This window comes from Niabella soli DSM 19437 (assembly GCF_000243115.2).
Taxonomy (GTDB): Bacteria; Bacteroidota; Bacteroidia; order Chitinophagales; family Chitinophagaceae; genus Niabella; species Niabella soli.
Genome location: NZ_CP007035.1, coordinates 864,603 through 884,368, shown reverse-complemented (window position 1 = coordinate 884,368; position 19,766 = coordinate 864,603). Strand labels below are relative to the sequence as shown.

The 19,766-nt window shown below is 44.6% G+C and carries 18 protein-coding genes; 12 read left to right on the top strand and 6 right to left on the bottom strand.

Going from position 1 to position 19,766, the window contains the following annotated elements; all coding sequences use genetic code 11:
* The first annotated feature begins 28 nt into the window (after nucleotides 1–28).
* Together NIASO_RS03640 and NIASO_RS03635 are read left to right on the top strand one after the other, a co-directional pair.
* On the top strand, nucleotides 29–808 hold the full coding sequence (locus NIASO_RS03640; protein WP_025298679.1) for a phosphatase PAP2 family protein: 780 nt from the start codon (nucleotides 29–31) through the stop codon (nucleotides 806–808).
* A 26-nt stretch (nucleotides 809–834) separates the two neighbouring features.
* Entirely contained in the window at nucleotides 835–1,500 is a 666-nt protein-coding gene (locus tag NIASO_RS03635) for a DUF1003 domain-containing protein (RefSeq protein WP_008583409.1), read from the top strand.
* 123 nt (nucleotides 1,501–1,623) lie between these two features.
* On the opposite strand, the gene NIASO_RS03630 is transcribed toward NIASO_RS03635, so the two are convergent.
* The 4 genes from NIASO_RS03630 to NIASO_RS03615 form a co-directional block, all read right to left on the bottom strand.
* On the bottom strand, nucleotides 1,624–2,598 hold the full coding sequence (locus NIASO_RS03630; RefSeq protein ID WP_008583411.1) for a YihY/virulence factor BrkB family protein: 975 nt from the start codon (nucleotides 2,596–2,598) through the stop codon (nucleotides 1,624–1,626).
* Nucleotides 2,595–3,635 carry an endolytic transglycosylase MltG gene (gene mltG, locus NIASO_RS03625; RefSeq protein ID WP_008583413.1) on the bottom strand — a complete coding sequence of 347 codons (1,041 nt, stop codon included), beginning with the start codon at nucleotides 3,633–3,635 and terminating at the stop codon, nucleotides 2,595–2,597. The genes NIASO_RS03630 and mltG overlap by 4 nt, the downstream gene beginning before the upstream one ends.
* A 139-nt stretch (nucleotides 3,636–3,774) precedes the next feature.
* A complete protein-coding gene (gene tilS / locus NIASO_RS03620) occupies nucleotides 3,775–5,103 on the bottom strand; it encodes a tRNA lysidine(34) synthetase TilS (protein WP_008583414.1) in 1,329 nt (442 codons plus the stop codon).
* A gap of 299 nt (nucleotides 5,104–5,402) precedes the next feature.
* On the bottom strand, nucleotides 5,403–5,714 hold the full coding sequence (locus tag NIASO_RS03615; RefSeq protein ID WP_008583415.1) for a tetratricopeptide repeat protein: 312 nt from the start codon (nucleotides 5,712–5,714) through the stop codon (nucleotides 5,403–5,405).
* 79 nt (nucleotides 5,715–5,793) lie between these two features.
* Here NIASO_RS03615 and NIASO_RS03610 point away from each other — a divergent pair, with 79 nt between their 5' ends.
* The 5 genes from NIASO_RS03610 (at nucleotide 5,794) to NIASO_RS03585 (ending at nucleotide 11,921) form a co-directional block, all read left to right on the top strand.
* A complete protein-coding gene (locus tag NIASO_RS03610) occupies nucleotides 5,794–6,537 on the top strand; it encodes an electron transfer flavoprotein subunit beta/FixA family protein (RefSeq protein WP_008583417.1) in 744 nt (247 codons plus the stop codon).
* A gap of 93 nt (nucleotides 6,538–6,630) precedes the next feature.
* Nucleotides 6,631–7,593, top strand: coding sequence for an electron transfer flavoprotein subunit alpha/FixB family protein (locus tag NIASO_RS03605; RefSeq protein ID WP_008583418.1), 963 nt, complete (start codon nucleotides 6,631–6,633; stop codon nucleotides 7,591–7,593).
* Nucleotides 7,594–7,756: 163 nt separating this feature from the next.
* Nucleotides 7,757–8,179: a hypothetical protein gene (locus NIASO_RS03600; protein ID WP_008583420.1), complete on the top strand. Its 423-nt coding sequence runs from the start codon at nucleotides 7,757–7,759 to the stop codon at nucleotides 8,177–8,179.
* Nucleotides 8,180–8,413: 234 nt separating this feature from the next.
* Nucleotides 8,414–10,084, top strand: a complete 1,671-nt coding sequence (locus NIASO_RS03590; protein WP_008583424.1) for a metallopeptidase TldD-related protein — start codon at nucleotides 8,414–8,416, stop codon at nucleotides 10,082–10,084.
* 160 nt (nucleotides 10,085–10,244) lie between these two features.
* Nucleotides 10,245–11,921 (top strand): metallopeptidase TldD-related protein, encoded by a 1,677-nt coding sequence (locus NIASO_RS03585; protein WP_008583425.1) that lies wholly within the window; start codon nucleotides 10,245–10,247, stop codon nucleotides 11,919–11,921.
* A 29-nt stretch (nucleotides 11,922–11,950) separates the two neighbouring features.
* Here the strand turns inward: NIASO_RS03585 and NIASO_RS03580 are convergent, their stop codons facing one another.
* A complete protein-coding gene (locus NIASO_RS03580; protein ID WP_008583427.1) occupies nucleotides 11,951–12,448 on the bottom strand; it encodes a DUF3276 family protein in 498 nt (165 codons plus the stop codon).
* Nucleotides 12,449–12,595: 147 nt separating this feature from the next.
* On the bottom strand, nucleotides 12,596–14,440 hold the full coding sequence (locus tag NIASO_RS03575) for an ABC transporter ATP-binding protein (RefSeq protein ID WP_008583429.1): 1,845 nt from the start codon (nucleotides 14,438–14,440) through the stop codon (nucleotides 12,596–12,598).
* A 171-nt stretch (nucleotides 14,441–14,611) separates the two neighbouring features.
* Here NIASO_RS03575 and NIASO_RS03570 point away from each other — a divergent pair, with 171 nt between their 5' ends.
* The 5 genes from NIASO_RS03570 (at nucleotide 14,612) to NIASO_RS03550 (ending at nucleotide 19,674) form a co-directional block, all read left to right on the top strand.
* Nucleotides 14,612–15,805: a hypothetical protein gene (locus tag NIASO_RS03570; RefSeq protein ID WP_008583430.1), complete on the top strand. Its 1,194-nt coding sequence runs from the start codon at nucleotides 14,612–14,614 to the stop codon at nucleotides 15,803–15,805.
* Between the two features lie 38 nt (nucleotides 15,806–15,843).
* Nucleotides 15,844–16,659, top strand: coding sequence for a patatin-like phospholipase family protein (locus NIASO_RS03565; protein WP_008583432.1), 816 nt, complete (start codon nucleotides 15,844–15,846; stop codon nucleotides 16,657–16,659).
* Between the two features lie 173 nt (nucleotides 16,660–16,832).
* Nucleotides 16,833–17,372: an NADPH-dependent FMN reductase gene (locus NIASO_RS03560; protein WP_008583434.1), complete on the top strand. Its 540-nt coding sequence runs from the start codon at nucleotides 16,833–16,835 to the stop codon at nucleotides 17,370–17,372.
* 418 nt (nucleotides 17,373–17,790) lie between these two features.
* Nucleotides 17,791–18,885, top strand: a complete 1,095-nt coding sequence (locus NIASO_RS03555; RefSeq protein WP_008583436.1) for a Nif3-like dinuclear metal center hexameric protein — start codon at nucleotides 17,791–17,793, stop codon at nucleotides 18,883–18,885.
* Nucleotides 18,886–18,918: 33 nt separating this feature from the next.
* Complete coding sequence (locus tag NIASO_RS03550; RefSeq protein WP_008583438.1) at nucleotides 18,919–19,674, top strand: zinc ribbon domain-containing protein; 756 nt, start codon at nucleotides 18,919–18,921, stop codon at nucleotides 19,672–19,674.
* Nucleotides 19,675–19,766 lie beyond the last annotated feature (92 nt).

Genomic DNA, 19,766 nt, shown 5'->3' with positions numbered 1-19,766 from the left:
ACAATCCATCCTGTTAAACAATCTCATTTTGACAAAATTTCTAAAGCGCGCAGCCTTGTTTTTTTTAAGCCCTGCTTTTTTATTGGTAAGCCACCCGGGTTATGGCCAGGCAGATAGTGTTATTTCCAGCGGCCATCCACCCGCCTTCAGTCCCAAAAAGATCACGTATAAATCCTATATCCTCCCCGCAGCGCTGGTGGGAGCAGGCACCGTTGCCACCATTATCCGGGAGCATAAAAACAATAATAGCAATCCCCTCCTGAATACGGCTCACAAAGAGCCCTCCATTTTTTTGCAGCCGGAAAATTATACGGCCTTTGCACCTGCCGCCACCGTCGCGGCGCTGGATTTCCTGGGCATTAAAGGGAAGCATAAACCCGCAGAGCAGGCATTACTGTACGCCGTATCCGCCGGGCTTTCTTCGGCAATTGTTTATCCCTTGAAATCAAACACAAAAGTATTACGGCCCGATAAGACCGATTTTCAATCCTTCCCTTCCTCCCATGCAGCGATCGCCTTTGTTTCCGCTGAATTCCTAAGAAGAGAATATGGCGATCAATCCGTCTGGTACACCGTTGGCGGTTACGCGGCGGCCACGGCCACGGCCATCATCCGGGTGGCGCGGAACGCCCATTGGGAATCGGATGTTTGTGCGGGCGCCGGCATCGGCATCGCTTCCACCACTACTGCCTATTGGGTTTATGACAAAATAAAAAAACACTCGGCGAGGAAAAAGAACGCGACCACTTTTATTCTTCCCGCTGTCGGCGATAACTTCTATGGTTTTTACCTCACAAAAAGGCTTTAATCCGTAGTTTTATAGAAACTATTGGAATGAACGACTCTGTATTTAGCAGCTCCAACAACACAAATAACAAGGAAGCGGTCTCTTGCAACAGCCTGCGGCGTTCCCTCTTTGAATACATTAAACTGGAACGGCCTGACCTGAAGCGCTCCGATACTATTTCGGCAAACGAGCTAAACGAATACAAACTCAAATATATTTCCAAATACCTGTTGCGCGACATTCACCAGTTGTCCGAACTGGAGAACAATGTGATCTCTTCCATGACCAATCAAACGATCATATCGGATATGATTGACGAGGACGGCGATAATAAGCTAACCCTTGGCCAGCGGCTTGCAGACAAAGTTTCTGGTTTTGGGGGAAGCTGGACGTTTATTATTTTGTTTATTATTTTGTTATTTGCCTGGGTGGTTATAAATATCTATTGGCTGCACAATAAAGGATTTGATCCCTATCCCTTTATTTTACTCAATCTCTTTTTATCATGCATAGCGGCTTTACAGGCGCCGGTCATTATGATGAGCCAGAACCGGCAGGAGGAAAAAGACCGCGCCCGTTCAAAAATGGATTATATGGTAAACCTGAAATCGGAACTGGAAGTGCGCATCCTTCATGAAAAGCTGGACCAGGTATTGGCCAACCATGATGAGATCATGAATCACATTAAAAAAGGCAACGGGAATTCTGAATGACAGGTAAAGATTGCACCGTCAGCATTAAAGTCAATTGTTAACCGTGAGATGTGAAACGTCAAACGTCAAACCTCAAACATTCAACCCATCCGATTGCGCCGTCGGGGCGGATATATTAAACATTCACAACAACACGTCAATGACCTCATTTTCCTTTTCAGTATCCCGGTTTAACGCGTTTGAATGAATACTTACATTGATCTCGAACCCGATCAAAAGAATAAGGGAGTTGATAAAAATATAAACGAGCACCAGCAACACGGCGCCCAATGATCCGTATAATTTATTGAACTTTCCAAAGCTGTTTACCCATAAAGAAAAGCCTAAGGCAAGGATCACCATAAAGAAGGTTGCAAACACAGATCCCGGCGTAATCCAGGGCCATTTTTTATTTACCGAAGGCACAGCGCGGTAAATATAGGATACGATGGTGAGGAATAAAAAGAGGATCAGTAACCACCGCGTGCTGCTGATGAGGTTCTTTAACCATTCCTGCTCGATCCCGATCCAATCCAAAACACTTTTCTGTGCCGCCAGCAAAGCAATGCAGAGAATAAACAGGAAATCCAGCACCAGTGTCACTTTCAACGCATTTCCTCTTTTTTGAAACCCCTTGCGTTTTACAAACCCCGGCAGTCTTTTGTCAAAAGAGCGCATCAGCCCCATGATGGCATTTGACGAAAAGAAAAGCGATAAAAAGATACCGATCGACAACAGATCGGGCCGGGTGCCGTTTATAATCGTATCTACAAATTCCAGAATAGGCCCATTATATTTTTCAGCGGGAACAATCCCTTTGATCAACTGGGTGACCTGCCATTCAAAATCAATATTGAACGGCAACAAGCTAATAATAACCGGCACCAATGTAAACAAGAATATTAAGGTCGGCGGTATCGCCATAAAAAAATTATAGGAAATTGCCGAGGCCCGCTCAATAATATTATCATCTCTTAACTGTTCAATAAATTTTTTGAACACATCAGACGGTGGCACTTCATCAAACCCCGGCAACGAAGCGGTTTTACTCTTCTTTACCAGCCATTTTACAGGTCCCGATTTGCTGCTTTTATTTTTTATAGTGCGGATCCAGCTCATTTCAGTGCGTTCAGGCTATCCCGTTTCCTAATCTGTGCATCCAGGGCTTGTTGATACATTTTTGCATTTTTCATATGTTCCTGATAACTTGAAGTGAACACGCTGGTTCCGTCAAAGTTACTGTTGGCAACAAAATAAATATAATCGGCCTGCGGCGCATCCAGCACCGCCTCAACCGTCGCTAATTGCGGCGTGCAGATCGGTCCCGGTGGCAGCCCCTTGTTTTTATAGGTATTGTAAGGAGAAGCAACGCTCAGGTGCTGAAACAGAATGCGCTTCAATCCAAAATCTTTCAACGCAAATTTTACCGTAGGATCCGCCTGCAGCGGCATTCCTTTTATCAACCGGTTCATATATACCCGCGCGATTTTTGGTTTATCGGCAGGTACATTTGTTTCTTCTTCTACAATGGAAGCAAGGGTTACCACCTGCAGCGGTGTAAGCCCCTGTGCTTCGGCCTTTTTCAAACGCGTATCATTCCAGAAATTTTTATAGGCCGCATAAAATTTATCAAAAAGCACGCGCGGCCTGGTGTTCCATTTTACCTCATAGTTCATAGGCAGAACAGCCGCCATAACGGTGTTGCTGTCCAGGCCATAAACCCTCAATGAATCGCTATTGGTTAAAAAGCGGATCGCCTGCAGCGAATCATATTCGAATGATTTACCCATCCGCCCCGCAAGGCCTTCTTTAGTACGCAGTTTGGTTACTATAAATTCTACGGGGGTCTGACTTCCGTTTTTTAACCGGCGTACCAGGTTTACAATACTGGTGCCCGCGGGCACTTTATACCGGCCGGGTTTCACATTCGTAAAGCCCACTGCTTTTGATGCCAGCTTAAACCAGGTAAGCCCGGAAAGGAATTTTTCCCCAACCAATTGTTGTTGTAACTGCCCCAGGGTGGTGCCGGTTTTCACCAGCAAAAACTCTTTTTCTGTTTTATGTGTTACCGGTCCAAAAAATTGAAATACGGTAAACAACAGGATCAACCCTAAAACAACCACTATATAAAACGAGCTTTTTTTCTTTTTTGTCATGCTGAATTATCATTCATTTTTTTTCCCGAATACTTAGCCGGAAAGACGGGAATACTTTATTTTTCTATTACTTCAGACTTACCGTTTCACCGCCTTACCGGCGACTTTTTTTGATCAGCCCCAAAATAACGGGTTTTACTCATTCATTACAACTGATCTCCATAATATTCTTTGTGTGACCGGTGATCCGGAACCGGTTATCAATGCGCTGCCCCACTATCCAGATTATTTTTTTGTTCATTTCCACCACCCAAGTATTTTCTTTTTCAGTAAGGGAACGTTTGGTATCGATCAGGAAGCGGGATACTTTCTTCTTCTTTTCCATTCCCAGCGGGTAAAAATAGTCGCCCGTTTTCCAGGGGCGCAGGATCAATGGGAAATGGATCTCTTTTGCGTCCAGCCAGGCCCGGTCCAACTCCTGCGGGATTTTTCCACCCTCATAAGCAGCCGTCCGTATCATTAAATGCCCACCATCAAAATCATACCGCCCTGCCCCATCAATCACTATCCGCGTTTTTTCAGCAGGTTGCAAAGGTGCCAGCACCAGGTGTTTGCGGTCGCGGATAACCCGGTGTGTTTCGGAGCTGACGTAATGCCCCGATTCCGACTCCAGCAGACACTGCACTTCCGGCAATTGCCCGGCACCGAATCCATATCCTTTAATCACCTCAAATAAAATAGTAGATGGCGCAACGGATCTTTGAAGCAACAACACCGGGATATGAATTTCCGCTCCTTTTTGCAGTGCCAGTTTTTTCTTGTGCCGGTTGATTGCCTCCCCGTATAGCCGGTCCACCTCTTTAAACCGCCCGATGTTTGCTATCAGGTTATTTTCTACTTCCGGATAAATGGCAGCCATCTGGGGAAACATTGCATTGCGTATAAAATTGCGGGTATAATCGTTTTTCAGGTTACTTTCATCCTGTACAAAAGCCAACCCTTCTTTTTCCAAAAAATCCTCCAGCTCCTTCCGCTTTGCGAATAATAAAGGGCGTATAATAGCACCGTTTTTTTCTTTAATGCCCGTCAGTCCGTTTATTCCGGTTCCCCTGAAAAAATTCATCAGCACCGTTTCAACGTTATCGTTAGCATGATGGGCTGTCAGGATATAATCAAACCCCTCCACCTTACGGATATCCTCAAACCAGCGGTAACGCAGTTCCCGTGCGGCTTCCTGGGTGGATAATTTATTTTCCAGTGCAAAATCCTTTGTGTTGAAACGGATCCCGAAGCAGGGTATTTCAAATTGGTCTGCCAGGGTTTTTACAAATGATTCATCCGCATCGCTGGCCGCGCCTCTCAACTGAAAGTTGCAATGCGCTATCGCAAAATCAAATCCTGCCTTCCGGCAAAGAGCCGTCAGTACCACCGAATCAATCCCCCCGCTTACGGCCAGCAGCAGCCGGTCGTTCTTTGTAAAAAGATAGCGATCCTTTATATTTCTTATAAATTGACTGAATAAGTCCATTAATAATTTTTATTATAGAAGTTGTTTAAACTCTTTATAGAAACAATGTTGCATCTGGCTTTCCCGCTGATTTCAAGCAGATCTAATACACCGCTGATATCCGCAGATTGATTTTCTGCGCTCCCGATGGCTATCGGGAGCGCAAAAAAATCGGCGTTATCTTAGGGAAATGCAAAAATTCTGAAAGTCTAAACAACTTCATGGATATTAATGCCACAAATACACGAATGAACTATTAAAAAAATCAGAGCGTATTATGGGATAATATTCGTGCATTAGTGGCAACTAAAAAAACAACATCAGAATTCGAGCCATTCGGCCGCCGACCTTAATTCACCATAAGCATGAGTATCTCCCGCTTTTTTTGCCGCTTCCATCCCTTTTTTATAAATAAGTACTGCTCCTGCCTCGTCGCTTTTTCGTTCCAATAATTTGCCCAGATGATAATAGCTTCCGACATAATCCGGCGTGGTGGATAAAATGCTTCTGAACAGCGCTTCTGCCCTGACGTCTTCCCCCAGCTTCACATATTCTAATGCCAGCGCATGATTCATAAAAGCATCTCCCGGATTTTCCTTCAATAATTCCTCTAATTTGACGATCCGGTTCATTTTGATTCATTTTTTTAATTATCTTGCCCCTGTCATCTTTATTTAGTTGCATAAACAACTTTTAAAAAGTAATTCGAGCATGAAGATTTTAGTTTGTATAAGTAAAACGCCAGATACAACGGCAAAAATAGCTTTCACAGATAATAATACGAAATTTGATGCAGCAGGCGTGCAGTGGATCATTAATCCCAATGACGAATATTACGCCCTGGTAAGAGCCATTGAGTTAAAAGAAGCGGATCCCGCTACCGTCATTCACCTTATTAATGTGGGCAGCGCTGATTCGGACGCTATCATTCGCAAAGCGTTAGCCCTGGGCGGTGATGAGGCGATTCGTGTAAACGCAGACAACCTCGACAGCTTTGGCATTGCCTCACAGATCGCACATAATGCAAGAGAGGGAAACTATGATCTTATATTTTTAGGAAAAGAAACGATCGATTATAACGGCAGCTCTGTTGGGGGCATGGTGGCCGAACTACTGGATCTCCCCTATGTTTCATTGGCGACAAAATTTGAACTGAACGGAACTACTGCAACCATTACCCGGGAAATTGAAGGCGGCGAAGAAGTAAATGAAGTAACGCTTCCCGTTGTGGTAAGCTGTAATAAAGGAATGGCGGAGCAACGCATCCCCAATATGCGCGGCATCATGGCGGCACGCACCAAGCCTTTAAAAGTAGTAGAGCCGGTGGCAAACGATCCCCTCACCGTTATCGAAGCGTTTAGTCTGCCCCCCGCAAAAGCAGGTGTAAAATTGGTAGACCCGGATAATGTGCAGGAATTGGTACGCCTGCTGCATGAAGAAGCAAAAGTGATCTAAGCAAATAATAATTTATAGTTTATGGTTTATGGTTTTTAGTCGTACCGACAAACGATAAATGATAAACGACAAACAAGAAACAATAAATTAAAAATGTCTGTTCTAATATTTATCGATATAAATGAAGAAGGTTCAGTAAAGAAAACATCTTTCGAGGTGTTAACCTATGGAGCGAAGCTGGCGCAGCAACTGGGCGTACCGGCGGAAGGCGTGGTACTGGCTCCGGCTAAAGACGACCTGGCGGCGCTCGGGAAATACGGCGTTACAAAAGTTTACCAGGTGGCCAATGAAGCATTAGCCCATTTTGATGCACAGGTTTACACCGCAGCATTGGCACAGGTTGCCGAAAAAGCGGCCGCAAACGTAATCGTGTTTTCAAATAATACGGATGGCAAGGCAATTGCCCCAAGACTTTCAGCACGCCTGAAAGCGGGTCTGGTTTCCGGGGCAGCAGCATTGCCTGAAACCAGTGGCGATTTTATAGTGAAAAAATCAGTTTTTTCCGGTAAAGCATTTGCAAACGTAAAAATCACTACTCCTGTAAAGATCATCAGTGTAAGTCCTAATTCCTTTACGGCTGAAGCCGGCGAAGGGGCTGCAGCAGTAGTTCCAACCGATGTTACAGTAAACGCTCCCAAAATAAAAGTTACCAGCGTGCAGCGCCAGACTTCGGAAGTGCCGTTGGCGGAAGCCGAACGCGTAGTAAGCGGAGGGCGTGGAATGAAAGGGCCTGAAAACTGGGGCATCCTGGAAGATCTGGCCAAAGCCTTAGATGCAGCATTGGCTTGCAGCCGTCCCGTAGCAGATGCGCACTGGCGTCCGCATAATGAACACGTGGGGCAAACCGGTGGCGCTATTGCCCCTAATCTTTACCTTGCGGTGGGTATTTCTGGTGCCATACAACACCTGGCCGGGGTCAACCGCAGTAAAACCATTGTTGTTATCAATAAGGATCCTGAAGCGCCTTTTTTCAAAGCCGCCGACTATGGCATTGTAGGCGATCTTTTTGAAGTAGTTCCGAAACTTACTGAAGCCGTAAAGCAATTGAAAGGGTAGGTAAAAATAAGCGCCGGGAAGCCGGAAATGCGGAAAGATAATGTTTTCAATCGCCCCTGCTGATTTACCGCCTTAATGCCTTTCCGGCCCCAAACTTTTCTGTTGAAGATGCAATTTTTTTATGTAATAAGCCGGTTTATAGCATCTTCTCCGAAAACAGAATATGAAATACCTGGTTTTTGTAATCCTGCTTGCCGGCAACAGTCAGTTTTCATTTGGACAGACGCCTGTCCTGCTTTTAAATTCACCTTCTTATAAATTTCCCACCAGCCCAAACCCTGATGTTATTGATACTGCAAGTATTAAAAAGCTTAACGACAAATTTTATATAGGCAACGCAAAGCTGGATAATATGCCTGTATTGCTGCCTTATGGCACTAAAAAGACCATGCCTAATCCCGGCCGCGCGGTGCGCCCTCCGGAAAACATGCCCAATTTCTGGGAAAAACCTTCCATCGACTCCGTTAAGTTTATCCGGCCAAACAACCGGCGCAGGACCTATCCCCTGCCTGATTCAACTGGTTTATATAAAAAGTTCAATTATAAAAAAGGTCCCGGCCTTATGATCAATAAAACCAATTATTAGCCCCTCAGTGGTAAAAAATTGAGATGCTATACACAAAACCTGCGGGCGCCATTCGTATAGTAGCGGGCAGCCTTTTATTTCACGATATGCTTCCCGGCAACCGGTTCTTCTTTTGGTGTAATGCATTTATATTTAATATATTATTAGCACAACTTCCAGAGAAAGTTCATACTAATTATAGTATCTTCAACCAAAAGCCGTATACCGATCGCTGAATAATCAGAACCAATTATCATGAGTCTTTACCTGCGCCTGTTTTCTATATTCATCATAATAACGTATTGTTCCTCCGTTGCCCGGGGGCAGGATAAATTAATGGGCCTGCTTTCAAAGGAACTCGCCCGGGAGTTTGCCCAATTAAAAGCCGCTGATGAACGATTGTATTATATGAGCTACCGGGTTGATGATATTACCACCTACACCATACGTACTTCTTTTGGAGCAGTGCTGAATATTGATTCTACCCGGTATCGCATCTTTACTCCTGCCCTACGCCTGGGAAGCTACCAACTGGATAATACGCATAACAGCTCCTTCAATCAGTTCCCGGGCAGCGTTCCCCTATCTGACGATGCCGACATTGTTACGTTGGCACTTTGGAAAAATACCGATAACGCCTATAAGAATGCCGTTCAGGTGTACGAACAGGTGATCACCAATAAAAAGATCAAAGTAGCAGAGGAAGATACGGCAGCCGATTTTTCGATCGCCAAAAAAGTATCCTATTATGATAAGCCGGTCAACTACGATCAGTTACGACCGGATATCGAAGCCATAAAACAAAACCTCGTTGCCTATTCCGGTCTCCTAAAACAGAATCCCGATCTGCTTGCCGGGGCGGCGATACTGGAATTTAAGATCACCCGAAAGTATTTTACCGACACAGAAGGTTCATCTATTATAGAAAACGCCACCAGCGCCTGGCAATCTGTTTACAGCTATACGAAAGCGAATGATGGGATGGAGCTTCCCTTGTTCCGCATGTATTTCGCCTATAACCCTAAAGAACTTCCGGCAAGAGACAGCGTACTGAAAGACATAAAGGCCATGAGTGCTAAGCTTTCCGCTTTGCGCACCGCACCGGTAGCAGATCCCTTTGTTGGCCCCGCCATTCTTTCAGGCCGCGCCGCCGGCGTATTCTTTCATGAAATTTTCGGGCACCGGCTGGAAGGAAAAAGAATGAAAAGCGATTTTGACGGCCATACTTTTAAAAATAAGGTCGGCACAGAAGTGCTTCCCTCCTTCCTGAGCATCACCCTTGATCCTACTGTTAAAAAAGTAGGCGCCGCTACAGTAAACGGGTTTTACCGGTTTGATGATGAAGGCGTAGAAGCGCAAAAGGTGGACGTAGTCCAGGAGGGTATTTTACGCGGCTTCCTGATGACGCGGACGCCCATAAACGGTGTTACCGGATCGAACGGCCATGCCCGGACGGCGCCCGGAGGCACGCCGGAAAGCCGGCAAAGCAACCTGATCGTAACCAGTACCGCTCCCAAAACCGCGGCGGAACTAAAGGACCTGCTGCGTGCTGAAATAAAAAGGCAGGGCAAAGCCTATGGCTATTATTTTGAAGATGTGCAGGGCGGCTTCACCAGCATTGGACGCACCACCCCTAATGCTTTTAACGTAATGCCAACAGAAGTGTACCGGGTGTATGCAGATGGCAGACCCGATGAACTGGTGCGGGGTGTGGATCTGATCGGAACGCCCCTATCGATGTTCCGGAGGATCATAGCGGCCGACAACGAAACGGCAACCTTTAATGGCATGTGCGGCTCCGGATCAGGCTGGGTGCCGGTTTCAGCAACAGCGCCCTCTATTTTCGTAGACCTGATCGAAACCCAGAAAAAGAGCAAGTCTAATGAGCGCCTGCCAGTATTGCCACGGCCCGACCTGGATAAATAATACGAAAATGAATTATAATGGAGACCTATACTTTCCCGTATAATGCTTCCGATAGCTATCGGAATGATAGCCGTTTAGGCCAATGATTCCGATTTATTGGAAGGTCTATTACGGATATCACATCGGTATAAGCGCATCACTTAACAACAAGAACCGTCTAATGATAAAAAGAATATTGCTGTCTGCTTGTTTTTTCTCTATTATATCGGCACCTTTCGCGCAGGAGCTGAAAGATAATTTTTATGTAAAAGTGCTGTCGGAAGAGTTGGATCGTAATATAAAAAAACTGCAATTACCCAACCTGGGGAAGCCTTTTTTTATCAGCTACAAACTGCGCAATACGCTTTCGCAAACGTTGAGGGCCGAAAGAGGGCATATTGTTACGCCCTTTTCTGCTGTTGATCAATCCCGTACGGCCTCCGTCAAATTGTTGGTGGGTGATTATCATCGCAATTTTGATTATCTATTTAATAACGGGTCCTATATTGCCTTGCCTGAAGAAGACAATGCAGATGAGATCCGGCGGCTGCTTTGGCTCGAAACCGATCGTGTTTATAAGAATACCGCGCAGCAATATAATGCGGCTGCCGCTGCATTGAAGCGGGTAACGGTTGATCAAAAAGAATTAGCCCTCGATGATTTTTCCAAAATAACACCCGTAATAAAAGATTACGGCTCTATTCAAAAGATCCCGGCAGCAACTATTGACCGCTGGAAACCGCTGCTGCAGCAACTTTCCGCGCTGTTTATTCCTTATCCAAAAATAACCACATCGGCCTGCTATTTAACGATCAATAACGCGGAAGAGTACTTTGTTTCCAGCGAAGGCGTTATAAACCGGAAACCCGTTGCGCAAACCGTACTGACCATTGCAGCATCTATGCCCGCAACCAATGGAAACACCATCAGCGAATTGCACACGGAATATGTGACAGACATCCACCAGCTTCCGGATTATAAAAACCTGGAAATACAAATAAAAGAGATAATCCAACGAATGGAAGCCCGCGAAAAAGCGCCCCGTTTTGAAGGATCTTATTTAGGCCCGGTATTGTTTGAGGGGGATGCGCTGACGGATCTTGTCACCAGTTTTTTCAGGTATGGGTTAGCCGTAAACCGGAAGTCGATCCTTTACCCCGACAACAGCACTACTTTTTACGAAGATAAATTAGGACAAAAATTGATCGCCTCCCCGCTTACACTTACAGCCCTGCCGCACCTGAAAAGCTATAACGGTCAACCGACTACCGGGTCCTTTTTTGCGGACTACGACGGAGTAACGCCGCCGGACTCGCTGGTCCTGATAAAAAATGGCATTTTAAAAAGCCTTTTAAACGGCCGAACGCCCACAGAAAAATTCCCGGTTTCCCGTGGTTTTGCTTCGGGTGAAAGAAGCTATAGCGCCGGCGTGTTACAATTAACCTCCGATACCGCAGTTATACAGGAGCAGATGAAAAAACAACTGGTAAAGGCAGCAAAGGAAGAGGGCTTACCCTACGCTTATATTGCAAAAAATGTGTCGTTGAGCTACGGACAGGCCGCCTACCTGTACCGGGTTGATACCGCTACGCTGAAGGAAGAAATGCTTACCGGTGTAAAATTTACTAACCTGAACATGCGTAGCCTGAGAAGATTTATCATGGCTTCGCAGGAGCTGCAATTAAAAAATAATTTACTCTACTCGGTAATATGCCCTCAAAGTATCATCATCGGGGAAATAGAATTAGAAGCAGAAAACAATGTGGTAAAAGCCAAGCCGATCATTGTTTCCAATCCGCTGCTGGATATTCCTGGGAACAACGGAAAAAATAAAATAAAAAAAGCGCCTCGAAAATGAAGCGCTCCAATTCTGAATAAATATTCTTATTACCATTTTTCCACCTCTTCATGCCCCTGGGAAGACGCTGTATTTTCTGAAGGATTGGATTCAATATTATCTGGGATCTTTTCTTCAACATCAGGTGCTACTGGTTCCTCCACAGCAGGAGTAACAATAGCTACGGGCTCCGGAGCCAGGGGCGCTACAACTGCAGCCTGCGAATGACTACCATCGTTCACACCGTCTTCATCATAATCTTCATGATTGAACGCATCAAAATTAAAATCAGGCATCAGATCCGTTTTTACGAAATCAATAGCCTCATTCAATGCTTTCAAAAATTTATTAAAATCTTCTTTGTAGAGAAATACTTTATGCCGGTCGTATCCATTATCGTCAAACCGCTTCCGGCTTTCGGTAATAGTAAGATAGTAGTCGTTACCCTTGGTTGCCCTTACGTCAAAAAAATAAGTCCGTCTTTTTCCTGCGCGCAACCTCTTACTATAGATGCTCTCCAGTTTTCTATCGTTATGCTCGTTCTCCACGTGTTTCTTTTTTGTTAAGTCAAATAGTTTTTAACACAAACAAATATATGTATGTTTTTAATAAAAGCTAAATATATACAAGTTTTGGGAATATTTTTTTAACAATTTATCTATTTTAGAAAAAAAACTTTCAACGCTTCTAACGCGCTAATTCTCTGCATCTTCCTCTTCTATTCCCATTTGCTGGCGGTTATATAAGCGGGCATAGAAGCCTTCAGGTATCTTCATTAGCTCTTCGTGTGTGCCCTGTTCGGCTATTTTTCCTTCATCCAATACAATGATCCGGTCAAAACCCAGCAGGGAGAACACCCGGTGTGTAATAATGATGGAAGTGCGGCCGCTCAGGAATTCATTCAGGCGTCCCATAATTTCCTGCTCCGTTTTTGCATCAACAGCGCTCAGGCAATCGTCAAAAATAACAATCGCCGATTGTTTTATTAAGGCCCGCGCTATAGAGATGCGCTGTTTCTGGCCACCACTCAGCGTTACGCCTCTTTCACCAATCAGGGTGTCATATCCTTTTTCAAAACCATTAATTTCCCCCGCCACTCCGGCAATTGCTGCCGCAGCAATTACAGCGTCCCTGCTGGCCTCCGGTTTTCCAAAACGGATATTGTTTTCGACGGTATCACTAAATAAAAATACATCCTGGGGAACATAACTGATCTGTTCCCGCAAAGAATAAAGATCAATATCCTTTATATTATGCTCATCAACCAAAACGGCGCCGCTATCGGCATCAAACAACCGCAGCAAAAGCTGCGCCACCGTAGTCTTTCCGCTGCCGGTTCGGCCGGTTATAGCAATTTTTTCTCCCTTTCTTATTTTCAGGTCAAACCGCTGTAATGCTTTTATACCCGTATCCGGATAGGTGAAGCTGACATCGCCGAACTGAACATTCCCTTCAAGCTCAACAGAGCGGGCTCCGGGTTTATTTTTGATCTCCGGTTCAATATCTAAAAATTCATTTAACCGTTTTTGTGAAGCGGCTGCCCGCTGTATCATGCTCGCAGTAAGCCCTATAGCGCTTACCGGGAAGGTGAGCATATTTACATACACGATAAATTCAACAATGGTGCCGAGGGTAACGCCGTGCTCATGACTAATGTAATATAGTCCGCCGATCATGATCGTAAACAAAGTGCTGATACCGATCAATAGCTGGATGGACGGGAAATAAACGGCTTCCACGCGTGCCAGGGCGATTGCGTTCTGCCGGTATTTTTCACTGTTCCTTGCAAAGAAATGATACATGGCTTTTTCCTGCACAAACGATTTGATCACCCGGATGCCGGAATATGATTCCTGGGCGTTGGTCGTCAGGTCCGATAAGGCTGCCTGAATTTTTTCGCTTTTCTTATGAATATTGCTGTTTACAAAATAGATGATCACGGCCAATACGGGAAGCGGTGCCAGTACATAAATAGTCAACTCCACACTACTCTGCAGCATAAAAAAAACACTCAGCACAATAGTGGTGAGCAGGTTGACTACATACATGATCGCCGGCCCGGTAAAAATGCGCACCCGGCTTACGTCTTCTGCTATGCGGTTCATCAGGTCGCCTGTAGTATGTGCTTTAAAAAAGCGGCTGTCCAATTGCTGGTATTTGGTATATACTTCGTTCTTCTGGTCGTATTCGATGTGGCGGCTCATGACAATAATGGTTTGCCGCATCAGGAACATAAAGAATCCACGCAGCAATGCCAGCAGTAAAATAATAATGCTGGCAATCAAAACCACCCGGGTAATACTATTATACCCCGTGATAGCTGCAATGATTTTTTTTACAAGAATGGCATACCCTTTTGTTTCACCGGTACCCTGCCTGCCCGTTAACGAAAGAGAAGCGTCCACATAATTAATAATAAAACGCATTAGCTGTGGCGATAACACGTTAAAATAGTTGGACAATGCCACAAACAGAATACCTGCTCCTAATCGCACCCGGTACTTCCAGAAATATTTGCCCAGGGCACTTAAATGCTTCATGCGCGCAAGTTAAGATGAATTTAGATATCAAAAAGGGCTGAATGCTTAATGCGTAATGCAGAACGCATAATGCTGAACGCGAGATCCTGAAACCTGAAACCAATAGGTTAATTACTGAAAAGTAACTACGTCTGACAATAATACTGTATATTGTTATTATAAATTATAATTATGGTTCCAGCGCTCAGAGCCGCATACAACGCTGCTTTTACCCAGGAAAAATTTGATAGTTATTTACATGATCTGAATAGTAAATACCAGCCCTTGCAATTCCGCATGGCGGAAACGCCGGTTTTTGTGCCTAAAGATTTTTCAAGAAAAATTTTTGATGCCTGCGAAAGCATTGTGGATGTGATCCTGCAACCCGGTTTTAAAGAACAGACCGACCGGGCCATCCCTGAAAATTATGCAGTAAAGAACGAGAACAGCTACCCTCATTTTATTGCTTTCGATTTTGGCATCTGCGAGAACGCCGAAGGTATACTGGAACCGCAACTGATCGAAATGCAGGGATTCCCCAGCCTTTTTGCTTATGAAGTATTCCTGGACGATGTATATGATAAACATTTTAAGATCCCGGAACATTATTCGAGTTATTTAGGCGGATTAAACCGCGAGACCTATTTATCCCTTTTGAGAAAGATCATCCTGGGCAATGAACAGCCGGAAAATGTGATCCTGTTGGAGATCTTCCCGCAACAGCAAAAAACAAATATTGATTTTTACTGTACGGAGGAATACCTGGACGTTAAAATGGTTTGCGTAACCGAGCTGATAAAAAAAGGGCAGCAGCTTTATTACCTCAATAAAGGGAAAGAAACCCTTATCAAAAGGATATATAACCGTATTATTTTTGATGAGCTGCAACAACAGGCGCCGGAGGTCCGGGATAAGGCAAAAATTCTTTTTGATGAGCTTGAGGTGGAATGGGTAACGCACCCCAACTGGTTTTACCGGATCAGCAAATTTACGCTGCCGCTGATCCAGCACCCCAACATCCCGGAAACCCGTTATCTGAATGAGATAACTACCATTCCTTCTGACCTTGAAAACTATGTGCTAAAGCCCTTGTTTTCCTTTGCGGGCCAGGGCGTGGTGATTGATGTTACTCGGGCGGACATACAGCAAATCCCGGATCCTGAGAACTGGATCCTTCAAAAGAAAGTAAATTATGCTGCCGTTATAAAAACACCGGATGAACCGGCAAAATCAGAGATCCGGATTTTTTATTTTTGGGAGGATGGCGCCCCCCGGCCCCGGCCTAGCAATAACCTGGCGCGCCTGAGCAAAGGAAAAATGATCGGCGTGCGTTTTAATAAAGACAAAACCTGGACCGGAGGCAGCTTTGCCCTTTTTGAGCAATAACCCTTTTACATTTTTTATTTCTTATTTTACATTTCGCAATGACCTGGTTTTCCTTTAAAAAGAAGCAACCCGTAATCGGACTGACACTTTCCGGCGGTGGCATGCGCGGGGTGGCGCATATTGCTATTTTAAAAGCCCTGGAAGAGTTTGGATTACGTCCTCAGATCTTGTCAGGAACCAGCGCCGGGGCTATTATCGGCGCTTTTTATTCTGCCGGCTACACACCGGATAAAATGCGCACGATCGTAGAGCAGGCTACTTTTTTTTCCCGTTCCTCATTCCGGCTGGGCACCACCGGTATTTTCAACCCAAGCTTTTTAATAAAATTGTTTGCTCAATATTTTTCTGAAGACAATTTCAGCGTTCTTAAAATTCCGCTTTACGTTGCTTCTACGGAGATCACGCATGGCCGCCTGGAATATTTTTCGGACGGCAAGTTATTCCAGGCGCTGCTGGCCTCTTCCAGCATTCCCTATATTTTTCCGCCGATCCGCATTGGGAGTAAGGTCTATATGGATGGCGGCATTTTAAACAACCTGCCCATTGAACCGATCTATAATAAATGCGATTTCCTGATCGGTTCACACATGAATGCACTGGTATACGACGATATGCGCAAGATCAGCGCCCGTAAGGTTTTCGACAGGGTCATTCACCTGGCAATCGGAAGTACCATCGATAAGAAAGGGCGCGCCTGCGATATTTTCTTTAATCCCGATGGCATGACACAATACTCCCTTTTTGATAAAAAAGGGGTGCCAGATATGCTGGACCGGGTGTACAACTATGCCGTAAAATTATTGGAAGAAAAAGGATACCAAAGGCCCGCAGCAAACTCAAATTTGAAAATTTGAAAATGTGGAAATTTGAAAATGGGCATTGCTTCATTAACCTTCAGTGTTTGTTCTTCTTGATGTTTTTTAATCGGGGTAGAAAGCCACAGCGTTTTTCAGTGCTCTGTGGCAATAGTGAATAATCATAAAAAACTTATTTTTAAGTCTCGCAGATGCGATAATTCATAAAAGATATGACGGATACTCCCCGCATTTTAGCAATCGTCGGCAGTGCCAGCCGCAACTCTTCTAATCTTTTTTTAATACAATATCTGCAAGAGCTCAATCCAAGCTGGCAATTTGCCCTTTGGGAAGATCTTGCAGTGTTACCGCATTTTGATCCTGAACAAACCATCGAAACGCCGCCACCGCAGGTCGTAGCATTAAGAGATGCGATTTCCGCTGCCGCCGGCGTCATCATTTCAACCCCGGAATATATTTTCAGTATTCCTGCACGGCTCAAAAATATGCTGGAATGGTGCGTGGCCACAACCGTGTTCTCACAAAAACCGTTGGGTATTATCACCGCCTCTGCCAACGGCAGTAAAGGGCATGCCGAACTACAGCTCATTATGCGAACCCTCGATGCCCGGTTTACGCCGGAGACCTGCCTGCTGGTGCAGGGCATTAAAGGAAAAATTAATGACGGCGGTTCTTTGCGCGATCCGGGGCTTAAAGAAAATTTGCGGAATTTTTCGCTTGCGTTTGATGCATTGATAGCAAGGGGTGCATAACATTTTTATTTCTGGCGTGGCGCGTGAGGACACACGCCACGGCTGCCCGCCCCGATTCGTGTCCTCACGAATCGGAAAAAGGTTATGCACCCATCGCAAACGATCTGTAATCTGAACACATTAATTGTCGAACAAATCTGTTGCCGCTACGCGCTTTTAAATCGGGGACACCGTTATGCTACCAATATTATGCCCCGATAGGGCGGGCATTCTTTTTATAATATTCGCAACTGTGCAAGTAGGCTATTATGAAAATAATCAAAAATATTTTTTAGGTTGGTAAGGTGGTTAGCTTATAAGGTAACGGCGATAAAACCAGGGTTTCCCGCCTTCCCGATTTTCCGGCTATTTTTTGACTGGCAGCTCGAAATTGCGCAATGGTACTCGCCCTTCATTCCTTATCTTTAATCTAAAAACAATGACCATTGGTTCTGTTATACAGGTGCTGGAATCTTTTGCGCCGCCTGCTTTGCAGGAAAATTATGATAATGCCGGCCTTTTAACCGGGCAGGCAACGCAGGCTTGTACCGGCATCCTTTGTTGCCTGGATGCCACAGAAGCGGTGTTGGAGGAAGCGATCGAAAAACGGTGCAATCTTGTGGTAGCGCATCACCCCATAATTTTCTCGGGGCTAAAAAAAATAAACGGAAACAATTATGTAGAACGCGCCGTTATTAAAGCCATAAAAAATGACATCGCACTTTATGCTATTCACACGAACCTTGATAATGTGATCGAAGGCGTAAATGCACAGATCGCGGCAAAACTGGGCCTTGTCAATTTAAAGGTCCTGGCCCCGAAAGAAGGATTGTTAGAAAAGCTGTTCTTTTTTGTTCCGGCCGAAGCAGCGGACAAAGTATTGGATGCGCTTTTTGATGCCGGCGGTGGCACTATCGGCAACTACAAAGAATGCAGCTTTAGTGTTTTGGGTAAAGGCACGTTTTTTCCTGGTGCAAAAGCCAACCCCTATTCCGGTGTTGTTGGTAGCCGGCATGAAGGTGAAGAATTAAAAATCGAGCTGTTGTACCCGGCCTGGCTGCGCAATAAAATGGTAGCTGTTTTAAAACAAAATCACCCCTATGAAGAGGTGGCCTACGAATTGATTCCCGTTAAAAATCCCCACCAGGAAATAGGCTCCGGAATTACCGGCGAGCTCCCTGAAGCAATGGAAGCAATTGATTTTTTACAAAAATTAAAAACGGCTTTTGGCCTGTCTGTAGTGAAACATACAGCGCTCATGGGTAAAAAAATCAAAAAAATAAGTGTTTGCGGGGGTGCCGGAAGCTTTTTAATAAAAAACGCAATCAATTCAGGATCAGATATATATATTACATCAGATATAAAATATCATGAGTTCTTTGATGCCGGCGGGCAAATTATAATTGCAGACATCGGGCATTACGAAAGTGAGCAATTTACCATTGAGCTGTTGTGCAACATTTTACAGGAAAAATTCCCTAACTTTGCCGTCCTTAAAACAACAGTGAATACCAATCCTGTTCAGTACTTTTAAGGAATTTTAAAATAGTCAAACAGTTAATTAGATATGCCGCAAGTTAAAGAGTTTTCAATCGAAGAAAAGTTGAGTTCATTGATCCACTTACAAAAGATCGACAGTAAACTGGATGAGATTAAAATCTTAAAAGGGGAACTTCCTATGGAAGTAGCTGATCTCGAAGATGAGATCCAGGGCTTACGCTCCCGCCAAACGCGAATTGAAGAAGAAATTAACGGGGTTACAGAGTTCATTGAAGAGCGTAAAAACGCCATCAAAGAAGCTGAAGAACTGATTAAGAAATACGAAAAAGACAGCGAAAATGTAAAGAACAACCGCGAGTTTGAAGCCATCAATAAAGAAATTGAGATGCAGCAACTCGAGATCAAACTGGCTGAAAAGCATATCAAGGATGCAAATGAAGAGATTGCTGATAAAGTGATCTTGCTGGAAAAGGCTAAAAAGAACCTGGGAGCAAAAGAAGGTGTACTGGAAGTGAAAAAAGCAGAGCTGGAAAAAATCATTTCCGCCAATGAAAAAGAAGAAAAAGAATACCAGAAACTTTCCAAAGAAGCCAAGGAGAATGTAGAGCCCCGCTTGCTGGCCAGCTATGAAAAGATCCGCGGTAATTTCCGCAATGGGTTGGCTGTGGTACCGGTAGAACGTGATGCCTGCGGTGGATGCTTTTATTCCATTCCTCCTCAAAAACAAAGCGAGATCAAACAGCACAAAAAAATCATTGCCTGCGAAAACTGCGGCCGCATCCTGGTTGATGAAGAGCTGAACAACAATGTTGAAGCAAAATAATTGAATTATTTTTTCTTTTTTATTTTCCCCCACTTGTAAGAGTGGGGGTTTTTATTGAAGCCCGGGGCCGGGAAGGCGGTGAAACGGGAAGC

What these genes read in the sequence shown, in the direction of transcription:
- NIASO_RS03600 (WP_008583420.1), top strand. Translation starts at nt 7,757, where the DNA reads ATGAAATACCTGGTTTTTGTAATCCTGCTTGCCGGCAACAGTCAGTTT.
- NIASO_RS03560 (WP_008583434.1), top strand. Translation starts at nt 16,833, where the DNA reads ATGACGGATACTCCCCGCATTTTAGCAATCGTCGGCAGTGCCAGCCGC.
- NIASO_RS03630 (WP_008583411.1), bottom strand. Translation starts at nt 2,598, where the DNA reads ATGAGCTGGATCCGCACTATAAAAAATAAAAGCAGCAAATCGGGACCT.
- NIASO_RS03605 (WP_008583418.1), top strand. Translation starts at nt 6,631, where the DNA reads ATGTCTGTTCTAATATTTATCGATATAAATGAAGAAGGTTCAGTAAAG.
- NIASO_RS03565 (WP_008583432.1), top strand. Translation starts at nt 15,844, where the DNA reads ATGACCTGGTTTTCCTTTAAAAAGAAGCAACCCGTAATCGGACTGACA.
- NIASO_RS03610 (WP_008583417.1), top strand. Translation starts at nt 5,794, where the DNA reads ATGAAGATTTTAGTTTGTATAAGTAAAACGCCAGATACAACGGCAAAA.
- mltG (WP_008583413.1), bottom strand. Translation starts at nt 3,635, where the DNA reads ATGACAAAAAAGAAAAAAAGCTCGTTTTATATAGTGGTTGTTTTAGGG.
- NIASO_RS03615 (WP_008583415.1), bottom strand. Translation starts at nt 5,714, where the DNA reads ATGAACCGGATCGTCAAATTAGAGGAATTATTGAAGGAAAATCCGGGA.
- NIASO_RS03585 (WP_008583425.1), top strand. Translation starts at nt 10,245, where the DNA reads ATGATAAAAAGAATATTGCTGTCTGCTTGTTTTTTCTCTATTATATCG.
- tilS (WP_008583414.1), bottom strand. Translation starts at nt 5,103, where the DNA reads ATGGACTTATTCAGTCAATTTATAAGAAATATAAAGGATCGCTATCTT.
- NIASO_RS03550 (WP_008583438.1), top strand. Translation starts at nt 18,919, where the DNA reads ATGCCGCAAGTTAAAGAGTTTTCAATCGAAGAAAAGTTGAGTTCATTG.
- NIASO_RS03575 (WP_008583429.1), bottom strand. Translation starts at nt 14,440, where the DNA reads ATGAAGCATTTAAGTGCCCTGGGCAAATATTTCTGGAAGTACCGGGTG.
- NIASO_RS03555 (WP_008583436.1), top strand. Translation starts at nt 17,791, where the DNA reads ATGACCATTGGTTCTGTTATACAGGTGCTGGAATCTTTTGCGCCGCCT.
- NIASO_RS03635 (WP_008583409.1), top strand. Translation starts at nt 835, where the DNA reads ATGAACGACTCTGTATTTAGCAGCTCCAACAACACAAATAACAAGGAA.
- NIASO_RS03590 (WP_008583424.1), top strand. Translation starts at nt 8,414, where the DNA reads ATGAGTCTTTACCTGCGCCTGTTTTCTATATTCATCATAATAACGTAT.
- NIASO_RS03570 (WP_008583430.1), top strand. Translation starts at nt 14,612, where the DNA reads ATGGTTCCAGCGCTCAGAGCCGCATACAACGCTGCTTTTACCCAGGAA.